Origin of the sequence: Roseobacter sp. HKCCA0434 (assembly GCF_032464675.1) — a bacterium.
Taxonomy (GTDB): Bacteria; Pseudomonadota; Alphaproteobacteria; order Rhodobacterales; family Rhodobacteraceae; genus Pontivivens.
Genome location: NZ_JAWDKL010000007.1, coordinates 45,356 through 69,297 on the forward strand (window position 1 = coordinate 45,356; position 23,942 = coordinate 69,297).

General features: G+C 65.7%; 28 protein-coding genes. 8 read left to right on the forward strand and 20 right to left on the reverse strand.

Annotated features, from left to right (window positions below):
• Genes RX333_RS06330 through RX333_RS06340 form a run of 3 tightly spaced genes read left to right on the forward strand, consistent with a single transcriptional unit; the run spans nt 1 to nt 3,913 of the window.
• A complete protein-coding gene (locus tag RX333_RS06330) occupies nt 1–2,091 on the forward strand; it encodes a flagellar biosynthesis protein FlhA (RefSeq protein ID WP_316014078.1) in 2,091 nt (696 codons plus the stop codon).
• On the forward strand, nt 2,088–2,852 hold the full coding sequence (locus RX333_RS06335; RefSeq protein ID WP_316014079.1) for a flagellar biosynthetic protein FliR: 765 nt from the start codon (nt 2,088–2,090) through the stop codon (nt 2,850–2,852). Before RX333_RS06330 ends, RX333_RS06335 begins: the two co-directional genes overlap by 4 nt.
• On the forward strand, nt 2,849–3,913 hold the full coding sequence (locus RX333_RS06340; RefSeq protein ID WP_316014080.1) for a flagellar type III secretion system protein FlhB: 1,065 nt from the start codon (nt 2,849–2,851) through the stop codon (nt 3,911–3,913). Before RX333_RS06335 ends, RX333_RS06340 begins: the two co-directional genes overlap by 4 nt.
• Nucleotides 3,914–3,946: 33 nt before the next feature.
• Here the strand turns inward: RX333_RS06340 and RX333_RS06345 are convergent, their stop codons facing one another.
• The 9 genes from RX333_RS06345 to RX333_RS06385 are packed head-to-tail and all read right to left on the reverse strand — an operon-like array spanning nt 3,947 to nt 8,397.
• Nucleotides 3,947–4,381, reverse strand: a complete 435-nt coding sequence (locus RX333_RS06345) for a flagellar basal body-associated FliL family protein (RefSeq protein ID WP_316014081.1) — start codon at nt 4,379–4,381, stop codon at nt 3,947–3,949.
• Between the two features lie 9 nt (nt 4,382–4,390).
• Entirely contained in the window at nt 4,391–5,113 is a 723-nt protein-coding gene (gene flgH, locus RX333_RS06350; RefSeq protein ID WP_316014082.1) for a flagellar basal body L-ring protein FlgH, read from the reverse strand.
• Complete coding sequence (gene flgA / locus RX333_RS06355; RefSeq protein WP_316014083.1) at nt 5,110–5,526, reverse strand: flagellar basal body P-ring formation chaperone FlgA; 417 nt, start codon at nt 5,524–5,526, stop codon at nt 5,110–5,112. Before flgA ends, flgH begins: the two co-directional genes overlap by 4 nt.
• Complete coding sequence (gene flgG, locus RX333_RS06360) at nt 5,523–6,308, reverse strand: flagellar basal-body rod protein FlgG (RefSeq protein WP_316014084.1); 786 nt, start codon at nt 6,306–6,308, stop codon at nt 5,523–5,525. The genes flgA and flgG overlap by 4 nt, the downstream gene beginning before the upstream one ends.
• A 15-nt stretch (nt 6,309–6,323) precedes the next feature.
• Entirely contained in the window at nt 6,324–7,046 is a 723-nt protein-coding gene (locus tag RX333_RS06365) for a flagellar hook-basal body complex protein (protein WP_316014085.1), read from the reverse strand.
• A 7-nt stretch (nt 7,047–7,053) separates the two neighbouring features.
• A complete protein-coding gene (locus tag RX333_RS06370) occupies nt 7,054–7,320 on the reverse strand; it encodes a flagellar biosynthetic protein FliQ (RefSeq protein ID WP_316014086.1) in 267 nt (88 codons plus the stop codon).
• Nucleotides 7,317–7,604: a flagellar hook-basal body complex protein FliE gene (fliE, locus tag RX333_RS06375; protein WP_316014087.1), complete on the reverse strand. Its 288-nt coding sequence runs from the start codon at nt 7,602–7,604 to the stop codon at nt 7,317–7,319. Before fliE ends, RX333_RS06370 begins: the two co-directional genes overlap by 4 nt.
• Nucleotides 7,605–7,617: 13 nt before the next feature.
• Nucleotides 7,618–7,998 carry a flagellar basal body rod protein FlgC gene (flgC, locus tag RX333_RS06380; RefSeq protein ID WP_316014088.1) on the reverse strand — a complete coding sequence of 127 codons (381 nt, stop codon included), beginning with the start codon at nt 7,996–7,998 and terminating at the stop codon, nt 7,618–7,620.
• A 12-nt stretch (nt 7,999–8,010) separates the two neighbouring features.
• Nucleotides 8,011–8,397, reverse strand: a complete 387-nt coding sequence (locus RX333_RS06385) for a flagellar basal body protein (protein ID WP_316014089.1) — start codon at nt 8,395–8,397, stop codon at nt 8,011–8,013.
• 83 nt (nt 8,398–8,480) lie between these two features.
• On the opposite strand from RX333_RS06385, the gene RX333_RS06390 reads away from it, so the two are divergent.
• Nucleotides 8,481–9,710, forward strand: a complete 1,230-nt coding sequence (locus tag RX333_RS06390) for a hypothetical protein (RefSeq protein ID WP_316014090.1) — start codon at nt 8,481–8,483, stop codon at nt 9,708–9,710.
• A gap of 33 nt (nt 9,711–9,743) precedes the next feature.
• Here the strand turns inward: RX333_RS06390 and RX333_RS06395 are convergent, their stop codons facing one another.
• The 5 genes from RX333_RS06395 to RX333_RS06415 form a co-directional block, all read right to left on the reverse strand.
• On the reverse strand, nt 9,744–10,154 hold the full coding sequence (locus RX333_RS06395) for a flagellar biosynthesis repressor FlbT (RefSeq protein WP_316014091.1): 411 nt from the start codon (nt 10,152–10,154) through the stop codon (nt 9,744–9,746).
• A complete protein-coding gene (flaF, locus tag RX333_RS06400) occupies nt 10,151–10,534 on the reverse strand; it encodes a flagellar biosynthesis regulator FlaF (RefSeq protein ID WP_316014092.1) in 384 nt (127 codons plus the stop codon). Before flaF ends, RX333_RS06395 begins: the two co-directional genes overlap by 4 nt.
• A 67-nt stretch (nt 10,535–10,601) precedes the next feature.
• A complete protein-coding gene (locus RX333_RS06405) occupies nt 10,602–11,915 on the reverse strand; it encodes a flagellin (protein ID WP_316014093.1) in 1,314 nt (437 codons plus the stop codon).
• Nucleotides 11,916–12,039: 124 nt separating this feature from the next.
• Complete coding sequence (locus tag RX333_RS06410) at nt 12,040–12,339, reverse strand: hypothetical protein (RefSeq protein WP_316014094.1); 300 nt, start codon at nt 12,337–12,339, stop codon at nt 12,040–12,042.
• Nucleotides 12,336–12,617 carry a hypothetical protein gene (locus RX333_RS06415; RefSeq protein WP_316014095.1) on the reverse strand — a complete coding sequence of 94 codons (282 nt, stop codon included), beginning with the start codon at nt 12,615–12,617 and terminating at the stop codon, nt 12,336–12,338. The genes RX333_RS06410 and RX333_RS06415 overlap by 4 nt, the downstream gene beginning before the upstream one ends.
• A gap of 77 nt (nt 12,618–12,694) precedes the next feature.
• On the opposite strand from RX333_RS06415, the gene RX333_RS06420 reads away from it, so the two are divergent.
• The gene (locus RX333_RS06420) at nt 12,695–13,900 is read left to right on the forward strand and encodes a flagellar hook-length control protein FliK (RefSeq protein WP_316014096.1); all 1,206 of its coding nucleotides are present in this window, start codon (nt 12,695–12,697) and stop codon (nt 13,898–13,900) included.
• Between the two features lie 9 nt (nt 13,901–13,909).
• Nucleotides 13,910–14,554, forward strand: coding sequence for a flagellar hook assembly protein FlgD (locus RX333_RS06425; protein WP_316014097.1), 645 nt, complete (start codon nt 13,910–13,912; stop codon nt 14,552–14,554).
• Here RX333_RS06425 and RX333_RS06430 read toward each other — a convergent pair.
• The 5 genes from RX333_RS06430 to xylF all read right to left on the reverse strand — a co-directional run bounded on the left by RX333_RS06430 (nt 14,551) and on the right by xylF (nt 19,731).
• Nucleotides 14,551–14,967 carry a GtrA family protein gene (locus tag RX333_RS06430; RefSeq protein ID WP_316014098.1) on the reverse strand — a complete coding sequence of 139 codons (417 nt, stop codon included), beginning with the start codon at nt 14,965–14,967 and terminating at the stop codon, nt 14,551–14,553. The two genes, RX333_RS06425 and RX333_RS06430, sit on opposite strands and share 4 nt — an antisense overlap.
• A gap of 72 nt (nt 14,968–15,039) precedes the next feature.
• A complete protein-coding gene (xylB, locus tag RX333_RS06435) occupies nt 15,040–16,476 on the reverse strand; it encodes a xylulokinase (protein ID WP_316014099.1) in 1,437 nt (478 codons plus the stop codon).
• Nucleotides 16,476–17,231 (reverse strand): ATP-binding cassette domain-containing protein, encoded by a 756-nt coding sequence (locus RX333_RS06440; protein ID WP_316014100.1) that lies wholly within the window; start codon nt 17,229–17,231, stop codon nt 16,476–16,478. The genes xylB and RX333_RS06440 overlap by 1 nt, the downstream gene beginning before the upstream one ends.
• A gap of 14 nt (nt 17,232–17,245) precedes the next feature.
• A complete protein-coding gene (locus tag RX333_RS06445; protein WP_316014101.1) occupies nt 17,246–18,547 on the reverse strand; it encodes a sugar ABC transporter permease in 1,302 nt (433 codons plus the stop codon).
• 149 nt (nt 18,548–18,696) lie between these two features.
• On the reverse strand, nt 18,697–19,731 hold the full coding sequence (gene xylF, locus RX333_RS06450) for a D-xylose ABC transporter substrate-binding protein (RefSeq protein ID WP_316014102.1): 1,035 nt from the start codon (nt 19,729–19,731) through the stop codon (nt 18,697–18,699).
• Nucleotides 19,732–19,943: 212 nt separating this feature from the next.
• Between xylF and RX333_RS06455 the strand changes: the two genes are divergently transcribed.
• Together RX333_RS06455 and RX333_RS06460 are read left to right on the forward strand one after the other, a co-directional pair.
• Nucleotides 19,944–21,176, forward strand: coding sequence for an ROK family transcriptional regulator (locus tag RX333_RS06455; protein ID WP_316014103.1), 1,233 nt, complete (start codon nt 19,944–19,946; stop codon nt 21,174–21,176).
• Complete coding sequence (locus RX333_RS06460) at nt 21,169–22,662, forward strand: CRTAC1 family protein (protein ID WP_316014104.1); 1,494 nt, start codon at nt 21,169–21,171, stop codon at nt 22,660–22,662. The genes RX333_RS06455 and RX333_RS06460 overlap by 8 nt, the downstream gene beginning before the upstream one ends.
• On the opposite strand, the gene RX333_RS06465 is transcribed toward RX333_RS06460, so the two are convergent.
• The gene (locus RX333_RS06465) at nt 22,659–23,936 is read right to left on the reverse strand and encodes a cytochrome-c peroxidase (RefSeq protein ID WP_316014105.1); all 1,278 of its coding nucleotides are present in this window, start codon (nt 23,934–23,936) and stop codon (nt 22,659–22,661) included. The two genes, RX333_RS06460 and RX333_RS06465, sit on opposite strands and share 4 nt — an antisense overlap.
• Nucleotides 23,937–23,942 lie beyond the last annotated feature (6 nt).

The window sequence follows — 23,942 nt, forward strand, 5'->3', positions numbered from 1 at the left end:
ATGGGGCGCTTCGACATCCGCACGCTCTACCAGCCGACGGTCCTGATGACGCTGGCGCTGATGGCGATCATCATCATGATGATCCTGCCGGTGCCCGCCTTCGTGCTGGATCTCGGGCTGGCGGCGTCGTTCGGGCTGGCGATCCTGATCTTCGCCAACACGCTCTTCATCTCGCGCCCACTCGATTTCTCGGCCTTCCCCACGATTCTGCTGGCGAGCCTGATGCTGCGCCTGTCGCTCAACGTCTCCTCGACCAAGCTGATCATCGGTCAGGGCCATACCGGGACCCACGCGGCAGGCGGGGTGATCGAGGGGTTCGCCATGTTCGTGATGGGTGGCAGCGTCTTCCTCGGACTCGTCGTCTTCGGCGTCCTGTTGATCGTCAACTTCATCGTAATCACCAAGGGAGCGGGCCGCATGGCCGAGGTCGGCGCGCGTTTCGCGCTCGACGCCATGCCGGGCAAGCAGCTCGCCATCGACAGCGACATGGCCGCGGGCGCGATGGCCCATGACGAGGCGAAGGAACGCCGCCGCATCGAGCAGGAGGAAACGACCTTCTTCGGCTCGCTCGACGGGGCGTCGAAATTCGTGAAGGGCGACGCGATCGCGGGCCTGCTCATTACGCTGCTGAACCTCGTGGTGGGCCTGTCGATCGGCATGTTCGCGCAAGGCATGCCCGCGGGCCTGGCCTTCGAGACCTATGCGATCCTCACCGTCGGCGACGGGCTGGTGAGCCAGATCCCGGCCGTCATCATCTCGATCGCAACCGCGCTGCTGCTGGCCAAGGGCGGGGCCACGGATGCGGCCGACAAGGCGGTTTTGTCGCAGCTTGGAGAACACCCGATGGCGCTCGCCACGGTGGCGGCCCTGATGCTCGTCTTCGCCGTGGTGCCCGGGCTGCCCTTCCTGCCATTCGTCATCGGTGCGATCGGGTTGGGCGCGACGGCCTTTTACGGCTTCAAACGCCAAGCGGCCCTCGAGACGTTGGAGCCTGCCGGTGCCGGTGCCGAGGCCGGCACCGTTTCGACAGTGCCAGTGCGCGGGATCGGCGACATCCTCGATCTCGACGAGATCCATGTGACGGTGGCCCCCGACCTGGTGACCACCGCGATGAACCCGGCCTCGGGTCTCGACACGCGCATCGTCAACATGCGCAACCACATCGCGGAACTCTACGGCCTGATCCTGCCGGAGATCCGGCTCACCGACGACCCTGCCTCGGCTCCGGGCGAATATTCCGTGCGGATCCAAGGCGTTGAGGTCGCGCGCGACCGGATCGATCCGAAGGCCCTGCTGATGCTGCTGCCCGATCGCGCCGCCGATGCGCCCGAGGGGCGCGATGTCCTTGAGCCGGTCTACGGCGCCCCAGCCCGCTGGATCATGCCTGAGCAACGTGGCGAGGCGGAGCGGGCGGGATTGACCATCGTGACCCCGACGGAGGTCATCGCCACGCACCTTCTGGAATTGCTCAAAGGGCAGTTTGCCCGGCTTTTCACCCGCCGTGCGCTGCGCAAGCTGCTGGACGCCTTCGTCACGGTGTCCGATGCCGATCGCGCGGCGGCCAACAAGCGTCTGCTCGACGAGTACCTGCCCGATCCCGTTCCCCTCGACACGCTGCAAACAGTCCTGCGCCTGCTGCTCGACGAACAGATTTCAATCCGGAATCTGCCGCTGATCCTCGAAGCACTGGCCGAGGCCGGCCCGAAATCGACCCCGCCCGACATCCTGACGGAGCATGTGCGCCGACGGCTGGCATTCCAACTGACCGCACCGCTGCTGGAGGCCGATGGCGCGCTTCCGCTGATCCAGCTCGACATGGGATGGGAGGCCCTGTTCGCACGCTACGAGTCCGAGGACGCGGAAACGGTCGCCCTGCCCCCGGCCGAAATCAACCGGCTCGCCGACGGTGTCGCGGAACAGTCGCGCAAGTTCGCGGAGGTCGGGCGCAATCCGGCCATCATCCTCCCGGCCCGGCGTCGGCGGTTCGTCCGCTCGATCCTGTCGGCACGCGGCATCCGCAACCCGGTCCTGTCCTATGACGAAATCGACCGCGAGGTGCGCCCCGCGATGCTCGGCTCCGTTCCCGCGTGACGGAACTGCTCGAGCAGGTCCTGTCGGCCGTCCTCCCCAACCTGCAGGGGATCATCCTGCTGTTTTGCAGGGTGGCGGCGGCGGTCCTGCTGATGCCTGGCTTCGGGTCCACGCTGCTTCCGGCCCGTGTCAGACTGGTGGTGGCGATCGGCTTCACCCTAGCCGTCTGGCCGCTGGTCGAAACCGGGCGTCACGTGGATCTGTTGCCGGGCCTCTTCGTCGAAATCGCAGTCGGCGTTGTACTCGGCCTCTCGGTTCGGTTCCTCGTCTTCGCGCTGCAATTCGCGGGCTCCATCGCCAGCCAGTCCACCTCCATAGCCCAGATCGGCAACGCAGCCGCGATGCCCGATCCGATGCCTGCGCTCGGCAGCATCCTGACCCTCGCCGGGATCACCCTCGCGCTGGCGCTCGGGCTGCATGTCCGGATCGTCGAGGCGATCGTGCTGAGCTACGATGCCGTGCCCGTCGGACGGTTCCCCCCGTCAGATGAACTGGCCCGATGGGCGATCCGTCGCTCCGCCGATGCGATCGCGATGGGGGTCACGCTCGCCGCGCCGTTCATCGTGACGGCGCTCGCCTATAACCTCGCGCTTGGGGCCATCAACAGGGCAATGCCGCAACTGATGGTCGCCTTTGTCGGCGCGCCCGCCATTACCGGGGCAGCGCTGTTGCTCATGCTGGTGAGCGCACCGGCGATCCTGACGCTCTGGACCGGAGCGATCGGCGGGGTCCTGGCCGATCCGTTCGGAGCGATGCCGTGAGCGAGGCTGGCGAGGACAGTGGGGAGAAGTCCCATGAGCCGACGGCGAAGAAGCTCGACGACGCGCGCCGCAAGGGCAACATCGCCCGCAGCCAGGATGTGCTGGTGGCTGCGTCCTATCTCGGCCTCTGGCTCGCGCTGCTCGTCATCGGGGCGACCGCCGTCGAAGATCTCGGAACGACCTTGGCGCGGCAATTCGACATGGCGGCACTCCCTCGGCCCGGTGCCGCTGCCTCGCACGCGATGCCGCGGGTCGCTGGGACCGTGGCTTCGCTGCTGGTCGTGCCGCTCGCCGTGGTCGCACTGGTGCTTGTCGCGCAGCGCGGTATCGTCTTCACCGGCGGGAACCTCGTGCCGAAGCTCGATCGCATCAGTCCGCTCAAGGGCGCGCAGAAGAAGTTCGGCGCGGCCGGGCTGTTCGAGTTCGGGAAGAGCACGCTCAAGCTTGTCATCATCTCGACCGCCTTCGCTATCTGGCTCGCCGCGTCCTATGATGAGATGATCGGCCTCGCGACCGCGGACGCCCGGGCGCTCGCACTCTATCTGGGGCGGCTGACGATCGCGTTGCTGAGCTTGGCTGCGCTGATCGCCTGCGTCATGGCCGTCGTCGATCTGTTCTGGCAGCGGTTCGATCACCGGCGAAAGCTGCGGATGAGCTATAAGGACCTTCGCGACGAAACGAAGGAAAGCGAAGGGGATCCCACGCAGCGGGCACAGCGCCAGCGGCGGGCGCGCGAGATCGCGAGCAACCAGATGATGGCGAACGTGCCCGACGCCGATGTCATCCTCGTCAATCCGACCCAGATCGCCGTCGCGCTCGGCTGGGACCGAAGTCCGGGGTCCGCCCCGGTCTGCCTCGCCAAGGGCTCGGGTGAAATTGCGGCGCGCATCCGCGAGGTCGCGGCGGAAAATGGCATTCCGATCTACCGCGACGTACCGACGGCACGGCGATTGCACGCGGATTTGCCGGTCGGAGCCGAGATTCCCGAAGATACCTATCGCGCGATCGCGGCAGCGCTGCGCTTCGCCGAACAAATGCGGAAGAAGGCTTCGGTCCTCTGATCGCGGTTGCCGCGGACAGCAGCGCGACCGGTCCTAGAAATCCTGCCTGGCAAGATTGGTGATGAGGACACTTTTAAGCGCTGGTCCGCCCACCTCCCGCGCGGTCAGGGCGAGATGCGCGCGCAACTCGCCCATGCTCGTCCCGCCGGTGAAGTCGCCCGCGAACCCGCCGCTGCGCGCATGGTCGAAGAGGACCTGCAGGAAGGCGTCGCGCAGGCGGGGCTCCTGCGCGAGGGTCGCTTCGGAGTGCCCTTCCGCCACTTCAACGGCGAGCGAGACGGCGATCAGCCCGGCGATGTCGTCGCCGCGGGTCAGCGGCACCACAAATTGATTGGGCAGTTCGACGAGTTCGGTCCCCCCGGCCTCGGGCTGCGGCGTTTGAACGGTACCGTCCCGCTGCATCCAAGCCGCTGCCCCGCCGGCTACAATGGCCAAGGCGGGAACGAGCACGATCAGGATCTTGCGCATCGTCTCCTCCTAGAACGGCAGCACGCGTTCGAGGATCTGCTGGCCATAGCGTGGCTGCTGCAGGTCGGTGATCTGACCCCGCCCGCCATAGACGATCCGCGCGCCCGCGATCTTGTCATAGGTGATCTCGTTGCGGCGGGAAATATCCTCGGGGCGTACGATGCCCGCGACCTGGAGGTCGCGCAGCTCGTAGTTCACGCGGACCTCCTGACTACCGAGCACGACGAGATGACCGTTGGGCAGGATATCCACCACCGTGGCGGCGATGCGCATCTCGATCTCCTCCTGCCGCCGGGTGCGGCCGCTCCCCGAGGAGCCGGAGGCCGAATTCGCGGATACGCCGGGTGAAAGCGCGACCCCCGAATCCGCGATCGAGTCCGCCAGACCGAACAGGGAATCGATGGAGAGCCCTTCCTGCCCCGACCGCGATCTGTCGGTGGCGTTGCGGATCTCGGCCCCATCGTCGATGTCGATCACGACAGTCAGGATATCACCCAGCGCACTCGCCCGACGATCCCCGAACAGGGAACTCGGCCCCGAGGTCCAGAGGGAACCGCCCGCCGCCAGCGGATCGCGAGACCGCGCGCTCGCCTGGCTGAGCGCGAGACGTTCGGGGCTGACCGCGGCTATGATCCGGTTCTCCGGCGCGTCGATCGGCGTGACGTCGGGGGTCTGCCCGATCTCCGACGTGGCGCAGCCACCCAGCAGCACAAGCAAGGCGAGTCTTCTCATTGTCCGACCTCCAAGGTTCCATCGGGCATCACCGTGCCCCAGACCGTCGTGCGCGACGCGATATTCATGGCGCGGATGCGCTCACCCGGACGCCCGTCGCCTAGCGCACGTCCCTCTGCCGAGATGGAAAGCGCGCCTGAGCGGTATGTCAGCATGACGACCGCGTTGCGTTCGACGGTCGCCTCCGCCACCAGATCGGACGCGAGGATCGCTCGGCCGGGATAGAGGGTCACGCGCGCCTCCAACCCCACGACGGCATCGATCGCCGTCACGGCGCCTGGCCAGGAGTCCGCCATCGCGACCACGTCCTGCGGTCCGATGACCTGCTCGGGACGGATGGCGCGAAGCGGTTGCACCGATTGCGCGCAGACGACGTTCGCCCATAGCATCATCAGGACAGCGGCCCGGATCATCGGATCTGAGTCGTTGCGGCGAGCATCTGGTCGGCCGCCGTGATGACCTTCGCGTTCAGCTCGTAGCCGCGCTGCGCCTCGATCAGCTCGGTCATCTCCCGGACCGCGTCGATCGAGCTGTCCTCCAGATAGCCTTGGCGGAAAGTGCCAAGGCCATCCTCCCCCGCCGTCCCGATCACCGGCGGGCCGGAGGCCTCCGTCTCCAGGAACAGGTTGCCACCGATCGCCTCCAGACCCTTTTCGTTGGTGAAGTCCGCGAGGGTGATCTGCCCCATCAGCTGCGGCTCGACCTCGTCCGAGAAATAGGCGTAGACCTCGCCCTGTGCATTCACCGAGAGGCTGCGGGCGTCCGCCGGTATGGTGATGTCGGGTACGAGAGCGTAACCGTCGGAGGTGAGGATCTGTCCGTCCCCCCCGCGCTTAAGCGCGCCGTCGCGGGTATAGCCCGCCTGCCCGCTCGGCAAAGCGATTTCCAGATAGCCGTTCCCCTCGATCGCGAGGTCGAGCTCGCCCCCCGTTGCCCGCAGCGAGCCTTGCGCCACGTGCATGGTGACGGCAGCCGCGCGAACGCCGAGTCCGAGTTGCACGCCCGTGGGCAGCACCGTGCCGTCCGAGGCGTTGATGGTCCCCGCCCTGCTGACCTGTTGGTAATGCAGGTCGGCGAACTCCGCGCGCCGCGCGTTGTAGGCGGTGGTGCTCATGTTGGCGAGGTTGTTCGAGATCACTTCGACACGCATCTGCTGCGCATCCATGCCCGTGGCCGCGATCGACAATGCTCTCATGGAAGTTCTCCTGTCCTACCGGGGCGCCTGGCCCAAGGTGCGTATGGTGTTCAGCGTCCGCTCGTCCTCGCGGTCCTGCAGCGTCTGAGCGAATTCGTAGACGCGCTGCACCTCGATCATCCGCGTCATCTCCTCGACCGGGCGCACGTTAGAATCCTCGAGGAAGCCCTGTCGCATCTCGCCCTCTTCGACCGGGACGAAGGGCTGGTCGGACCGAAACCTGACGCCGTCCTCCCGTTCGAGCGACGCGCCTGGCGCGGTGGTCCACAGGCCGATCTGCGCGACCGGCTCGCCATCCGCGGTCATCGTCCCGTCCCCGGCAATCGTTATGTCGGAAGCACCCGGAGGAAGAACAACCGGCGCGCCCGCCGCATCGACAAGACGTTCGCCCAGTGTGGTCACGAGAGCGCCCTGAGCATCCATGACGAAGGCGCCCGCCCGCGTCAGTCTCGCTCCTGCATCTCCGATCGTCTGGAAGAAACCGTCCCCCTCGATGGCGATGTCGAACGTCCCGCCGGTGCGGGTCATCCCGCCCGCGAGCTCGGACGAATAGCGTGCATTGAGCGCCGTCATCGACACCGAGCCACCGCTTTCGAGGGCCTGCACGCTTTCCGAGAAAATCATGCCTTCGCGCCTGTAGCCGGTGGTCGACATGTTGGCGAGGTTCTGGGCGATCGTGCGCATTTCGCGTTCGAGCGATGTCTGCCGGGACAGCGCGATATGGCTGGTCAGTTCCATCGCCGCCTCACGATCCGCCGATGGCCGGCAGGATGCTGCGATCCCAGAGCGATACGAGGACCCGCCCCGAATAGTCCATCGTGATCCAGAAGACGACCAGGATGCCCGCGAGTTTCGGCACGAAGGTCAACGTCATTTCCTGGACCGACGTCAGGGCCTGCAACAGGCCGATCGCCAGCCCGATGACGAGTGCGACCGTCAGGACGGGCAAGGACACGATGAGCGCGGACCAGAGAGCCTCCCTGAGGTGATCGAGCAATGCGCCCTCGGTCATACCGGCATCCTCAGGATTTCCTGGTAGGCTTCGACGACCTTGTCTCGCAAGGTCACCGCCGTCTCGACAGCGAGTTCGGTCTCCGCGAGCGCCTGCACCATCAAGTGTGTGTCGACCTGGCCAGACAGTGCTCCGATCGCCGTGTTCTCGGTCGCGCGCATCGCTTCGGTGAAGCTGCCCGCCGCCCGCGCGAACACGGATGGGCTTTCCTGCGGGGCCGGCGCCTTGATCGCCTGACGGCCGGCGGCATAGGCCTGACCGACCGAGTTGCTCGAAATATCCATGAAAGCCTCCTTTCTAGCGGCGCAAGAGATCGAGAAGCGACGACGCCATCGAGCGGGCCTGATCGAACATGCGCAGGTTTGCCTCGTAGCTGCGCTGCGCCTGCCGGGCGTCCGCGATCTCCACCATCAGGTTGACGCTGGAGCCATCGTAATAGCCGTCGTCATCTGCGAGCGGATGGTCCGGTGCGAAGATTCGCTCGAGCGGGCGTTCACTCAGTTCGGGCGGAAGGGCACGCACACCGCCGGTTGCGGTCGTCTGCTCGAAACTGACGGTCTTCTGCCGATAGCCGGGGGTATCGGCATTCGCGATGTTTTCGGAGGTTATCCGCATCCGCATGGTCTGGGCGCTCATTCCCGAAGCGGAATTGCGCATCGAATCGAGAAAATCGGTCACGTCGCGCTCCCTTTACCGCGCTCGCCCAAGGCCAAGACGCAAGATGTCCATCGACTTGGAATAGAGCGTCATGGCCATGTCGTGCTGCCGTCGCGTATCGGCGGCCCGGATCATCTGGTCCTCGAGATCGACCGTGTTGCCGTTTGCGCTGCCCAGCTGCGCCTGTGTCAGGGCCAGACTGCGCCAGCCGGTCCGGTCGCCCCCGGCACCGACATGTCCCGCGCGTGTGGCATGGGCGCTCATCACGCCGTCTACGAGCGCCCGAAACGGTTCGAGATCTCGGGCGATGTAGCCGGGCGTATCGGCGTGGGCGATGTTTCTGCTGAGCACGGCCTGGCGCGCCGAGGCATGGCGGGCCGCATTCGCCGCGTGGAACAGGATCGAGTTGCTGTCGCTCATCCGGGCTTCTCCCTTCGGTTCTCAACCTCGGCTTAACCTTCGGAAGTGAACAAAGGGTAATCAAAGGCGAGGAGGTTCGGCACATGGCAGGGTTGAAGGAACGCGAAGCCCGCATCCGCAGCATCGAAAGCACGCGTCGCTACGGGCGGCTCACCGAAATCTCCGTGGACTCGGTGAAAGTGTCCGGTATGGGATCTGACATATCGCTCGGGCAGATCTGTCTCGTCGACGACCGGCTGCATGCGCGCGTGACCTCCGTGTCGTCGACATCTTGCGAGATCGTACCTCTATGTGAGATTGATCAGCTGCGCTGCGGCCAGGCGGTTCGCGCGATCACGCTGCATGATCTCGACGGAGGGCGCGACTGGCGTGGCAGGGTGATCGATCCGCTCGGAAGGCCGCTCGATGGTCGGGGCAAGCCTCCGCTTCTCCCGGCTTTCCGCCACGGGACGGGGGGACGGGTGCAGTTTCGCCAGATCGATACGGGACTGGCGGCCATCGATACTCTCGCGCCGGTCATCGAGGGAGTGGCCCACGCCGTTTACTGGCCGGATACCGCTGATCGGTCGCACTTCACCGCGCGTCTTTCGCAGCGGATCGATGCCGATGTCACGATCCTCGTCGGCTTCGATGGCGACGGGGGTGAAGATTTCGACGCACCCGCCGATGATAGGCAGCCGTCCAGAATGGTCCGCATGAGGACCGGCGGCGATCCGTCTCCGGCAATGCGGACCCTCCTCCTCGACAGTGCGCTCAGGCTCGCGAGACTGTACAGCCGCGCAGGGGCACGCGTGGCCCTCTTCATCGATCGGCGGGCAATCGGGCCGAGGGAGATCCGGAGCATCGATTTGCGAGCTCCGCTGCGAGACGCAGAGCGCGTCTTGGTCCCTCCTTCGGGTCAGCCGCAAATCCGCACCGGACCGATCACGTCCTTTGTTCTGGCATCCATATACCGAAACGATTGGAAAGACGTTGATGAAGATCCTTATCAATCCTTCGACAACGTCATCGCTTTCGAGGAAACGTTGCGAACCGGTGTCGATCCCGTCTGCGACATCGCCAGGTCGAGGTCGCGCCTCGCCCCGAGGGTTTTCGGATCTGATCGGTATGAACTCTCTCGACGGCTACGGCACGGTCTCGCGGGGCCAGCGCTTGAAATGACCTCCGATGTGAAGAACAGGCTTCGGAAGTCCCTCGAAGAGGTTTCCCACAACATCCCATCACTGGAAGAATTTTGCCTGCGAAACGATTTCGAGACGTCGACCCAAGCTTTCGATGTTCTCGCAGCCCTTCTTGGCAGCGAGGGGCGTTGAACTGTCAGCCTCTTCCGTCTTGCACGTCTTTGCCTAGGCTCGCATGGCTGACAGCTCGAACAGGGCCGCCTCGATCGGCATCAGGCTTTTGAGCTTGCGCAGCGCCTTGTAGGTCTGACCGCAATCGAGATGCCACTTCGCTTCGGTTAGCAGTACGTGACCGTCACCCGATGTGAAGACCTGCCCCAGCTGCTCGACGCCTTGAGACAGACGGGCGAGCCCTTCCTCCGGCTCCGCCTCACCCGCGATGATCAGTTGCGCCAGATAGCAGAGTCGGCCGGTCGGCGTCGTTGCGTCATCCGGGTGGATTGCGTCGCGGAGCCGCAGGATATGGGCACCGGGTGTCAAGATGCCCAGACGTGCCCTGCGATCGCCATTCTCGATGACGGCGCCGTTGATCAGGACCCGCTCCCCAGGGCGCAGTTTGAGGATGAGGCCGCTCATCCGTGGGATCCGTCCGCACCTGCGAGCCCGCTCATGATGTCGCGATTGATCGCTACGAGATCGGCGGGATCTGCAGAACCCTGCAGAACGCGCTCGCTGTGAACCTGCACGAAGGCTGCGAGTGCAAAAAGTCGCTGCCGCAATTCGGCGGGCAGCGCGTTCTGAGGATGTGCGACATCGGACGCGAGCGCCAGCCAGAGGCGCCTGTTCTCGAACAAAGCCTCGGCAAGCCGCGCATAGCCGGTGGTCACCGTATCGAGGTCCATTGCATCTTCGAGCCGCGCTGTGATCCGCGCAATGATACCGTACTCGTTCTGCGCAAGGCTGCCGACGGTCGTTCGGGCGGAAGTATAGCTGGTGTGAGCAAGCTGGGCAGTCAATCTACAGGTCTCCTGTCAATCGGGTTCCGTATGGGAGGCGGGAGGGCGGGCTGCCCTCCCGACCGTATCAGCGGAAGAGCGACAGAATCGTCTGCGGAGCCTGGTTCGCGATCGACAGCGACTGGACACCCAGCTGCTGCTGGACCTGCAGCGACTGGAGCCGCGCGGACGCCGCTTCCATGTTCGCATCCACCAGGGCACCGACGCCGGAATTCAGCCAGTCGGTCAGCCCGCTGACGAAGTTGGCCTGTGTCTCGATCCGGCCCTGGACCGATCCGAACGAGGCGGCGGCATCGATGGCCGTATCGATCAATGCCTCGATGTCGGTGAGGGCGGTCTGCGCCCCGCTTGCCGTGGTCACGTCCATGTCGGCAAGAGCCGCGAGGCCGCCTGCCAGCACACCACCGACATGCTCCTCGAAGTCGACGGTGAGGTCGTTGGCACCCGATCCGCCGCCGAGACTGATCGTCAGTTCTCCGGTCGTCGCGTTCTGGCTGGTGCTCAAGTTGCTTAGCGAATTGTCGGCGATGTAGGTGTCGATCTGACTCTTCAGCTGGCTGGACACCGTCAATTCGGTATCGTTCCCGGTCGCGACGTAGGTGAAGCTCTGCGTACCTCCGGTGGCGGATCCGGTCCCCGTGCCGTTCAGCGTGATCGTGTAGGTCGCGCCCTCTTCGACACCGCCATCGGTGAAGGCCACGAGCGCGGTTGGCGTCGTCGCATCGCCGGCGAAGGATGATCCGGTCCGGGTACCCGTCATCAGGTCGCCGGCCGTCACGGCCGTCGTGCCGGCGGTCTGCTGGGTTTGCGAAAGATCGTTGCGATTGACGGTGATGCGCGAGGCGGACACATCCCCGTTGCCGTTGCGGTCGAGCGATGACAGCACGCTGATCGCCTCGGATCCCTTCAGCAAGTTGATGCCTTGGAACTGCGCCGCGTTCACGATCGAGGTCACCTGTTCGCGCAGTGCCGAAATCTCGGTCTGAATCTTGGTCTTGTCGTTGCCGCTTTCCTGCGCCGCGATCACCTGGCTCTTGATATCGCTCAACAGATCGGTGATCGATTCTGCCGCCTGCCGCGCGACCGCGACGGTCGAGTTGCCCAGCGCGAGGCTTTCGGAGATGGCCCCGAACCCGTCGGCGTCCGATCGCATGGTCTGCGCGATCGACCAGACGGCCGCATTGTCCGCGGCGGACGAAACCCTGAGACCCGTGGAGATCTCGTTCTGGGTCTGTGCTAGGCTCGTGTTGATGTTGCGCAGCGTGGACAGCGCAACCATGGCGCTGTTGTTGGTCAGAATGCTTGACATGTAAGTCTCCTGTGCGGTGCATTCGGCACCGTCTTTCGATGAACCGACAAGCCGTCGGCCGGGAAACGTCATTCTGACGTGTGCGCCGCAAGTCGTTCCGCTTACCGCGCGCCGATTGGTTTCAATCGCACTCCGGTGATGGGGTGGGTCGGCTTAACAGGCGGTAAATTTTTCGTTCGATCAGCATGAACGCGCGTTAACGCTTCTGGTCGAACCGGGGCTGCGCGCCGATCGGGACCGTTCCGCCATCGGCAGCGTAGATGACGTCGCGAGAAAGGATGGAACTGGAGGCCACGGAATCACGGGCGATGGCCAGCAACTCCAGATTGCGTCGCAGCAGTCCGGAGACGTCGTCGAGATCTTCGAGAGAAAGATCCGGCAGCAAGCATTCGATTGCACCTATCTCGCAGGCGGCCACGTAGTCCCCGCGCAGGATCGCCTGCCGCTGGTTCAGCAGGAGCTGCCGCACGTCGTGCAACCGGCCCGACATCATCATTCGTCGCGTCGCAGCAGGCTTTCGGCGATCTTCCCGGCTAGGCCGAGGCCACCGTTGCTCGCGAAGTCGCGCGCCTGTTCCCGCGCGAGCAGGGAGGCGAACGCATCCTCTCCCGCGCCTCCCCCGGCGACCTGCCGCGGTGCCCCGAAACTTGCATGGCTGAGCATCTCGGCCAGGAACGCGGCCTCGAACTCTAGCGCGAGCTGTTGGGCGCGCGCATGTGTTGGCGCGCTTTGCTGCGGAAGTCTCGGAGGCGCAGTCGGAATTGGGTCGATCATCTCGTTCTCCTTCGAAACCAGAAATGAACCCGGACGCGTAAACAAATCGTAAGGATTCGTGCGCTAACGACGGGGACATGGAAAATGTTGTGACTACGGCAGATCATGCGGCGCGCTTGGCCAACGCTACTATTATCCAGGGCCCTGCGGCGGCTTTCGACCGTACCGGGGAGGGCTTCTTCCTGGAGAACGCAGCGTCGGAATCGATGCCTTCGGCGGTAATTCAAGGCGAGCAAGCCGAGGGGACCGAAGCGGGACCACGTCCATCCGATGCCGCAAACAGGCTTGTGGAAGTGGCCGCCGAAAGGCTTGATCTCCACGCCCGTGGCCGCATTCCTTCGCTCGATCCAGCCGGAGAATGGGTGAGATCAGCGATACCGAGACACGAGGCGCATGACGCCGCTTCCACATCGATCGATACCGAAATTGAGCCGCCCGGTCGAGAGCGGCAAGGCGCTGTCGAGAATTCGGCTCCGGCGAGCAACATCGCGCTGGCCGATACGGAGGCATTCAGTCGCGCCTCGATGCCCGATAGTCAGCCGCGAGCATCGGAAAATCCAGGCGTCGAGCTTCGGCATGTCCCGCCAGTGAAATATCGTTCCGAACGTGCCGAGGGCGTGGCTTTCACGTCGGCTTCGACATCTTCGACAATGGACCAAACCGCCTCCATAGTATCCCGTTCCGGTCAGCTCTCGCAGGCCGTTTTCGGTGACGCCATCTCGACCGGCGCCATGACTCGTCCACACGGCCGCAATGCCGCCAAGGCGATGAGCCAAGTCGTGGGCGACGTAAATGCCGCCCTCGCTCCATCGACATCGGCAGAACATCCGGGTGTCAGCGAAACCAGATTATCGGCAACCGCTCCAACCCTGAAATCCGAAGGCATGGATACTCTGAAGCTGGCCCAGCTCGCCACGCGGCAGGTGGTGGATCGTGTCGCGACGCTCTCTCTCGATCGGCGGAGCGGGCATGCCGAACTGCGTCTCGATCCGCCCGAACTGGGACGTCTGCTGATCACCTTCGACAGGCAGGATGGCGTCCTGCAGATCAATGTAAGCGCGGAGCGTGACGACGCCCTGGACCTGATGCGGCGCCATTCCGACCTGATCAGGATCGGGCTAGAGGATGCAGGTCTCGGCAGTTCGATGCTGGAATTCCGCGATGACGGCAAGGCGGAGTTCGACGACACGGACGACGCCCGATCCGACTCCGATGGGGTGGAAACGATTGCCGTCAGCCATGCAGATAGCAGATCGACCGGTCGTCTCGACCTGCGGATCTAGGGAGATTCCATGGACATCCAGCCCACCCACCCAGCGGGGACCTTCGGTGCGCCAAGCGCGCCAAGCGCGCCAAGCCTGTCCTCGACGAGCACCGACTTCCAGACCTTCCTGACCCTGCTCACGACACAGATGCGCAACCAGGACCCTCTCAAACCGATGGAATCGACGCAATTCGTCGAACAGCTGGCGACCTTCAGTTCGGTCGAGCAGCAGGTGGAAATGAACCTCAAGCTCGACGCCCTGACGGCGAGCCTGACCGCGCAGGATGCCGGCTCCCTCGCGGCATGGCTGGATCGGGACGTGGCGATCGAAGGACAGGCGCGATACTCGGGGGAACCGATCGTCTTCGGGCGCCAAGCCGACCTGCCGCCCTCGACGCGTCTCGTCGTCCGCGACGGGATGGGGGATGTCGTCCACGACGGCCCCTTCGATGGCGAAGGCTGGTCGGGGAGGCTTGCCTCGGGCCTGGAGGCGCGGCACGGCGACTACGCATTCGAACTGCGCGGACCGGTCGCAGATGGCGATATCCTGATCGCCCGACCCGCGGTTCATTCGCGCGTCGTCGAAGCGCGAGCGGATGGCGATGGCATGGCGCTAATCCTCGCTGACGGGCGCAAGGTCGCGGTGGCCGACATCACCTCGATCCGGAACTAGCGCTTCCCGCGGAACACCCAGAAGCGGTAGAGGATGTAATTGAAGACCGGCAGCCCGAAGATGACGAGCGCGGCCGCCGCCTCGTCGGGCCAGTCCAACGCAGGTCCGACCTTGGTCGTGGCGACGAAGCTGAAGATCGCGCCGAAGCCGATGACGCCGAGGAACCGGCCCTGCTGCATCATGTCGCGAACCTTGCCGCGGAAGGTCCAGAGCGTATGGGCGAAATACTGGACCATGACCGAGGCCGCGTAGGCGATCGTGTTCGCCTCCCACAAACGGGCGCCGAGTTCTCGCGCGCCCAAGAACAGGATGGCATAGGTCAGCGCGACGCCCGCGCCGACGGTCAGGAAACGCACCACGCGCCAGAACTCGCGTCGGGTCAGAACCCTGAGCCGTCTCCTGCGTGCACTCATGCTAGTCGCCGCCCCCTGACCGGACGCCGAATATCGGTGCGCCAGCCGCGGATGTCCAGCGGATCGCCGTGATCAGAACGCTGCGGCGAGCCGGGCGGCTTCGCGGTAGCGAGCATGCCCCTCGGCGAAAGCGTCCGCCAGGCCGGGATCGGGCTCGATGCTGCGGGAGATCTCCGGCGGGGTCGCGATTTCGGGCCCGGCGGCCTCCGCCGCCATCAGTCCCAGACGGGCCGCACCGAATGCGCCGCCGAAATCTCCGGCTTGCGGAATGTCGAGCGACAGTCCGGTCGCGTTCGCCATGATCTGCAACCAATGCTCCGACAGCGATCCTCCCCCGATCGCGGTCGCCCGTTCGAGGACGGTGCCGGTCGCCGCCAGGGCGTCCCGACAGTCGGCGAAGGCGAAGGCAACACCCTCGAGCACGGCGCGGGTCAGCGCATCGCGGTCGGCGGCATGACCGATGCCCATAAAGGCGCCGCGGATGCTTGCGTCGTTCAGCGGCGTTCGCTCTCCGCCCAGATATGGAAGGAATGTCGTAGGCCCTGGCGCGATCACGTCACCCAGGGTCGCGGTCAGCTCGGGCGCTGCCGTACCGCACATCCTGGCGAACCAGTTGAGCGCATCGGTTGCGGCGAGGATCACGCCCATCTGATGCCATTGCCCCGGAACAGCGTGGCAAAAGCTGTGCACGGCCGTTTCGGGCTGCGGCGCGAACCGGTCGGTCGCCGCGAAGAGTACGCCGGACGTGCCCAAAGACAGGAAGGCCTGTCCGGCGCGCACCGTTCCCATTCCGATCGCCGAGGCGGCATTGTCCCCGCCCCCGCCCGCGACGACGACATCGGAGGACAGACCCCAGCGTGCGGAAAGCTGCGCGCGGACCGTGCCCGACACAGCCGAACCTTCGACGAGCCCCGGCATCTGGTCGCGCCGCAGCCCGGTCGCGGCGAGCAGATCGTCGGACCAGTCGCGCTTCGCGGTATCGAGCCAGCTGGTTCCAGCGGCGTCCGACATGTCCGTGGCATGTTCGCCGGTCAGCCACAGGCGCAGGTAATCCTTCGGCAACAGGACCTTCGCCACGCGTGCGAAAACGTCCGGTTCGTGTTTCGCGACCCATGCGAGCTTCGGCGCGGTGAACCCGGGGAAGACTATATTGCCGGTGATCGCCCGGAATTTGGGATCGGCGTCGAGCGCCGCCGCTTCCTCGTGCGCACGGGTGTCGTTCCACAGGATGCACGGGCGCAGCACCTCGTCGGACGCGTCGAGCAGCGTCGCGCCATGCATCTGTCCCGACAAGCCGATGCCCCGGACCCGCGACAGGTCATGCTGGGCGGCCAGCGCATCGAAGACCGACGCAACCGCGCTGATCCAGGCCGCGGGAGATTGCTCCGACCAGCCCGAGCGGGGCCGATCGACGGTGAGCGGGACGGTGGCCTGCCCGACGACCGCCTGATCACCGTCGATCAGCAGGCCCTTGAGCCCGGACGTTCCCAGATCGAGACCGAGATACATCAGGCGGCCCGCTCCGGCTTCTTGCCCATGATGATCATGCCGAGGATATCGTCCTCGGTCACGTCCTCCACACGCTCGGTCCCGACGAGCTGTCCGTTCTTCATCACCGAGACGCGGTCGCAAAGCTCCAGCATCTCGCGCGTGTCATGGCTGATGAGGAAGATGCCGAGGCCCTGCTCCTTCAATTCCTTGATCAGATCGGCGACCATCTGCGTCTCATGCACGCCGAGCGCTGCGGTCGGCTCGTCCATGATCAGGATCTTGGCGTTGAAGTAGACCGCGCGGGCGATGGCGACGGATTGCCGCTGGCCGCCTGACAGGGCCGAAACGGGCGCCGAAAACTTGCGGAAGTTGGGGTTGAGCCGCGCCATGATCTTGCGCGTCTCCGCCTCCATCGCGTCATCGTTCACGAGGCCGAGCGCATTGGTGATCTCGCGCCCCAAGAACAGGTTCGAGGCCGCGTCGAGATTGTCGGCAAGCGCGAGGGTCTGGTAGATCGTCTCGATATTGTTGTCGCGCGCGTCGCGCGGACTGTGGATATCGACCTTCTCTCCGTTGATCAGGATCTCGCCCGAATCCGCGCGGTAGGCGCCGGACAGGATCTTGATGAGCGTCGACTTGCCCGCGCCGTTGTGGCCGAGCAGGCCGACCACTTCGCCGGGATGAACATCGATGGACACGTCGTCGACCGCCTGGACACCGCCAAAGGCGATGGAGATATTGCGCATCTCGACGAGAGGGGTTCCGGTTTTCATGAGTCTGTCCTCCCTCAGATGCCAGCGCGGCGGCGGTAGACGATGTCGACGAGCACGGCGAGCACCAGCACGGCCCCGACGACGATGTTCTGCAGCGGCGCATCCACGCCGACCATGGCCATGCCCGATTGCAGCGACTGCATGATGAGCGCCCCCAGGATCGCCCCGTAGATCGTGCCGAGCCCGCCCGACAGCGCGGTGCCCCCGATCACGGCGGCGGCGATGACGCGCAATTCGTCGAGCGTGCCGATATCGTTGGAATGGTTCGTCAGACGCGCCGAGGCGACGACTGCCGAAATCGCACAGAGCGCGCCCATGATGGCGAAGACCTTGACGGTCAGCAGCTTGGTGTTGATGCCCGACAGCTCTGCCGCGTCAGGGTTGCCTCCGGTCGCGAAGATGTAGCGGCCCAGCCGCGTCCGACGCGCCACGACCGTCATGATGATGGCGACGACGATCAGCAGCAACACCGAGACCGGCAGGCCATAGCCCATCTCCAGCCCCTCGGGCATGACCTCGCCGCGCGCCTCGAACTGGCGCTCCAGTCGGCGGGACGGAATGGAATAGCTGTTGAGGATCAGGATGAAGCCGAGGATGACGACCGTGAAGATCGCGCCTAGCGCGGCCTCCGCCCAGATCGGTTTCACCGGGAAGCCATGCGCGGCCTTGTTGCGGCGCGACTGCACCAGCAGCACCAGCGCCGCGACGGTCAGGCCGAGGCCGACGATCCAGCTCCACCCCTCGCCCAGCGTGCCGTTGATGCCGCCGAAGATCGAGAAGGTCGGATCGAGCGGGCCGATGGTCTGCCCGTTCGTGAGGTACCAGGCGACGTTGCGCCAGATCAGCAGGCCACCGAGCGTGACGATGAAGGACGGGATGGCGAGATAGCCGACCATCCAGCCTTGGAAAGCGCCGATCGTCGTGCCGACGACCAGCCCCGCGAGTACTGCGAGGATCCAGATCAGCGGCGAGCCGAGGCCCAGCAGATCGGGCAGGAACTGCGTCTGCAGCATCGCCATCGCGGCGGAGCAGACAGCCAGCAAAGACCCGACGCTGAGGTCGATATGGCGCGTCACGATGACGAAGACCATGCCGGTCGCCATCAGCGCGACCGAAACCGTCTGGATCGTCAGGTTGAAGATGTTGCGCGGCGTCAGGAATCGCCATTCGGTAAACAGGGCGAAACCCACCCAGATGACCAGCAGCGCGCCGATCATTCCGAGAAGTCGCATGTCGAGGCCCAGCGCGGCGAAGCCGGTCGGCGCCGGTACGGCGGAGGGGCTGGTTTGGGAATCGGAGGTGCCGGTCTGGCTCATCTGGTGGTGTCCCGTGAGTTCAGGTGTCGGATGGAGTGGCCGCGTGGCTATGGCCGCCGCAAGGCCGCCGGGGCCTGTCCGCCCCGGATGCGCGCGATCGGCCCCCCACGCGTGGAGGGGGGCCGACCAGGATGGTCAGAGGGTCGGGATCAGTCGCAGGCCGCGACGGTGCCCGCTGCCACGTTCTGGCAGAGCGCCTCTTTCTCGATCCAGCCCGCATCGACGACGGTGCCCAGATTTTCCTGCGTCACCGGGATCGGCTCCAGGAACTCGGCATACATCTCGATGCCGTCGGGCGAGGTCCACATCTCGGCGCCTTCCACGTCCGCCATCTCAGTGCCGCCGGCGAGGCTGACCGCGATTTCGGCCGCCGCTGCGCCCAGGTCGCGCGCGTCCTTCCAGACCGAGACGGTCTGGGTGCCCATCGCGACGCGGTTCAGGGCGGCGTGGTCGCCGTCCTGGCCGGACACGGGGATGCCTTCCATGCCCTGTGCGGTCAGGGCCGCGACGACGCCGCCGGCGGTGCCGTCATTGGAGGCGACGACTGCATCGACCTCGTTGTCCTGTGCGGTCAGGATCTGCTCCATGTTGCGCTGGGCGTTCGCGGGCAGCCAGCCATCGGTGTAGGCTTCGCCGACGATGGTGATCGCGCCGCTGTCGATCGCCTCCTGCAGGACCTCCTGCTGACCGCCGCGCAGGAAGTCCGCGTTAGGGTCGGTGGGCGAGCCCTTGATCATGACATAGTTGCCCTCGGGCTGCGCCTCCAGCACGGCACGCGCCTGCATCCGACCCACTTCGACATTGTCGAAGGTCAGGTAGAACGCGCGGGGATCGGCGATCAGACGGTCATAGGCGACGACCGGAATGCCCTCGTCCGCGGCCTGCTGGACTGCCGGGCCGATGGCCGACGCATCCTGCGCGAGGATGATCAGCGCGTCCGCGCCCTGTGCGATCAGCGACTCGATGTCGGAGAGCTGCTTGGAGGACGAGGACTGCGCGTCGGCGGAGATGTACTCGGCCCCGGCTTCCTCGAGAGCGGCAACGATCGCGGCCTCGTCGGTCTTCCAACGCTCTTCCTGGAAGTTCGACCAGCTGACGCCGACGGTGAGATCCTGTGCGAGGGTCGGGGTCGCGAAGCCAGCGGCTGCGACGGCCGCTGCTGCGACGATGTTCGTGATTTTCATGTCTTTCTCCCTATTGGTCCGATAGCCCACGATTCGCGAGCTTCCGGTACGTGACGAGAGCATTGCGTCATTAAATTCGCATGTCAAAAAATATTTGACGAATTTCGCCATAAAATGCAGCGTCGGACAAGACAAACACCCGACCACCTGCTTTTCGCAGGTGCAGCACGATAATTCAAAGCGGTTTAAATTTAGGGAGGTGAATAAAAGGCGTGGAACTGGGCATAGGATACGGACCAAGCGGTTTCAGCACGACTGGCGCGGCACACTCCGCGACGGAGCTGATCTTCCAGCAAATCCGCGCCCGCGGCCAGGTCGCGCGGGTCGAGATCGCGCGTGCGCTCGGGATCAGCCCGGCGACCGTCACCACCCTCACTGCCGACCTGATCGCCCGCGGTCTGATCGAGGAGGTCGCAGATGCTCCCGCCGCAGGGCCCGCGCGCGGCCGACCGCGGGTGGCGCTGCAGCTAAAGGGACCCGCGCATGTCGTCGCCGGTGTGAAGCTGGGCGATCGTCTCACCACGCTCGTTCTCCTCGATTTCCAGGGACGCCAGATCGTCGAGACGCGCGTCACCCACAAGACCCAGTTCTCGGATGCCGACAGCGTCGTCGCACTCCTCGCCCAGGTGCTCGACAAGGGGCTGGCCGAGGCGGGACTGACGCGGGAGGCGATCTCCGCCATCGGCATCGGCGTGCCAGGCTTCGTCGATGCGCAACTTGGATTGGTCCATTGGTCGCCGCTCCTCGCTCGCAGGCAGGTTCCCTTGCGCGACCTCGCGCAGGCGGAGCTCGGCTGCCCGGTCGAGATCGACAACGACGCCAACCTTCTGGCGCTGGCTGAGCTGTGGTTCGGCGTCGGGCGAACGCGCAAGGACTTCATCGTCGTGACGATCGAACAGGGTGTCGGCATGGGCATCGTGCTCGACAACCGGCTCTATCATGGTGCGCGCGGACGGGGCGTGGAGTTCGGCCACATGAAGATACAGCCCGAGGGCGCCCTGTGCCGCTGCGGCCAGCGCGGGTGTCTCGAAGCCTATGTCGCCGATTACGCGCTGCTGCGCGAGGCGGAGATGGCCCTGCCCCATGTGCCGCGCGCCGACCCCGACCGGCTCGACCAGCTCTTCGCCGAGGCGAAGGCGGGCAACCTGGCCGCGCGGTCGATCTTCCGCCGGGCCGCGCGTCTCTTTGCCGTGGGGCTCGCGAATATCGTCAACATCTTCGACCCCGAACTGGTGATCCTTTCGGGCGAGCAGTTGCGCTATGACTACCTCTATGGAGACGAGGTCCGCCAGCAGATCGAGGCGAACACGCTCGACCTCGGCGAGAAGCCCGTCGAGTTCCGCGTGCACAAGTGGGAAGATCAGCTCTGGGCCAAGGGTGCGGCGGCATACGCGCTCGACCGCCTGTCGCAGCGGCTGCTGTCCGGAGAGGTGATCCATGCGTAGCGTCCTGCCCTTGCTATGCGCGGCGGCATCGGCGAGCGCCCAGCCTTCCTTCGTCGACGACGCGCCGACACAGGGATGGAGCCACGACTATACCGGCGGCTGGGAGCACTTCGTCGGCGGTGGCGTGGCGGTCATGGATTGCGACGGGGACACGCGGCCCGACCTGTTCCTGGCCGGAGGTGCCGATCCCGCGACGCTCGCCCGCAACCGCTCCGAACCGGGCGGCGCCCTCTTGTTCGAAGCCGAGCCGACCGGCATCGTCGGTGTCACCGGCGCTTGGCCGCTCGACATCGACGCGGACGGGCATATCGATCTGGCCGTGATGCGGGCCGGAGAGAACATTCTGCTGGAAGGCGATGCGGACTGCGGCTTCGCACCCGCGCCCTGGACGTTCGATACTGCCGACAGGTGGAGCACGGCGTTCTCGGCGACTTGGGAAGGCAACGGGTTCCCCACCCTCGCGATCGGGAATTATGTCGACCGGTCGGACCCCGATGGCCCATTCGGAACCTGCGACTCCAACTTCCTCTATCGCCCCGATGCCGAGGGCTGGGCGGCCCCGCTGCAGCTCGATCCGGGGTTCTGTCCGCTCTCGATGCTGATTTCCGATCCCGTCCGCTCGGGCACCCCCATGCTGCGCCTGTCGAATGACCGCCACTACTACGTGCGCGAAGGGGCCGAGCAGATGTGGACGCTGGAGGCCGAGCCACGCCTGCTGACCGAAGCGGACGGGTGGCAGCGGCACATGCTGTGGGGCATGGGCATCGCCAGCCGTGACCTGGATGGCGACGGTACACAGGAAATCATGCTGACCTCGATGGGTGACCAGCGACTGCAGATCAACGAGGGCGGCGCGCGCTGGGGCGATGCCCCCTTCGCCACCGGCACGGCCTCGCAACGCCCCTATACGGGCGGCGACGGCAGGCCCTCGACCGGCTGGCACGCGGAGTTCGGCGACATCGACAATGACGGTCGCGACGACCTGTTCATCGCCAAGGGCAATGTCGACCAGATGCCCGACGCCGCGATGCGAGATCCCAACAATCTGCTGATGGGTCGGGACGACGGCACCTTCGCGGAACAAGGGGAGAGCGCCGGGCTGGCGAGCATGGCGCGCGGTCGCGGCGCCGCCCTGGCCGACCTCAACGCGGACGGTATGCTCGACATCGTCGTGGTGAACCGCCGCGCGCCGGTCGAGCTTTATCGCAATACCAGCGTGGGGACAGGCCACTGGCTGGCCGTCGATCCGCGACAGCCCGGCGGCAATGCCCGCGCCGTCGGCGGCTGGATCGAGCTGCGCACCCCCGGCCGCACCTATTGGCGCGAGATCACGGTCGGCGGCGGTCATGGCGGGGGGCAGGCCCTGCCCCACCATTTCGGGCTGGGCCGCCATGAGGCGGCCGAGATGCGCATGCATTGGCCGGACGGCGCGATCTCCGACTGGCGCGAGCTGAGCTCGGGCGCGGTGCACCGCATCACGCGCTAGCGGTCGACGGGCAAACCGCTCGGGACACTCTCCGGGATACCAAGCCGACCCGAGGTCGCGCTTGCCCCGGTCAGCGATTCGAGAAACGCGACGATCGCGGCGACTTGAGCATCGTCGAGCCGGGGCAGATCGTCCCGACGCGCGGCTTCACGCAGGATCTCGCGATCCACGTCCGACAGTTCGGTGGCCGTGAAGCCCGCCACCAGCACCGGCGCGTCGCCACGATCCGCCGGATCGAGGTGGTGGCGGACGATCCCCTCCAGCGTCGCGAAGGCGCCGCTATGCCCGTAGGGTGCCGTCAGCGCGACATTGCGCAGCGATGGCGTGCGGAAGGCATAGGCATCCTCGGCACGGCCCGTCACGCGGCCCCGCCCCTCGTCGCGGTTATGGCTCTCGAACCGGGCCGCCTTGCCCGGCCCCGCTTGTGGCACGCCCAGCGCGTGAAATCCGTGATCGGTCTGGAACGGCCCAGAGTGGCAGTCCGAGCACCCCGCCTCTCCGTAGAAAAGCTCCCGTCCGAAGTCGGCCTCCGCCGGCAAGGGCGCGCCGGTCAGCCAGGCATCGAACGCGCTGTCATCCGACCGCCACTCGAAGGCGACGAATTCCGCGATCGCGTCCGAGATGTCGGTGAAATCGAGCGGGCGATCGGCAAGCTCGGGCATCGCGGCGGCAAACCGGTTCGCATAGGACGGAATGGCCGCGACGCGGGCCGTCAGCAGGCTCCACGCTCCGCCCTCGCCCGTGATGAAGCCTTGCCGGACCGCTTGGGCGATCTCGTTCTCGGCGTAGTGACCCGCCATCTCGTCGGGGCTGAGCACGGGAAACATGGTCTGTGCGGACAACACGCCGGAAAAGCCCGCGACCATGTCGTCCTCGATCGGCGTGCGCAGACCGGATGGCCGCGATGGATCGGCCTCCAGCCGCCCGTCGTGGAACATCACGGTGAACTGGCGCGCGCCGAGGTTGAAGAGCGCGGGCGCGTTCCGCGGGATCAACTGCTCGGGCAGGTTGGCATCGTCGGCACGCCGGTCCGGCCCCAGCCCGATGCCGCCCTCCCCCAGCCCCAGCGACAGCCCGTCCCCGGTGCCGAAGCGCGGATGGTGGCAGGTCCCGCAGGAAATGTTGCGATTGCCCGACAGGATCGGATCCCAGAACAAGTCGCGTCCCAGCGCCACGAGGGCCGGATCGGTCTCGACATAATCGCCGTCGCTCACGGGACCGAAATCCTGTGCGTGAAGCGGCAGGACCATCAGAAAGGGAAGGAGGTATCTCATGGCGGC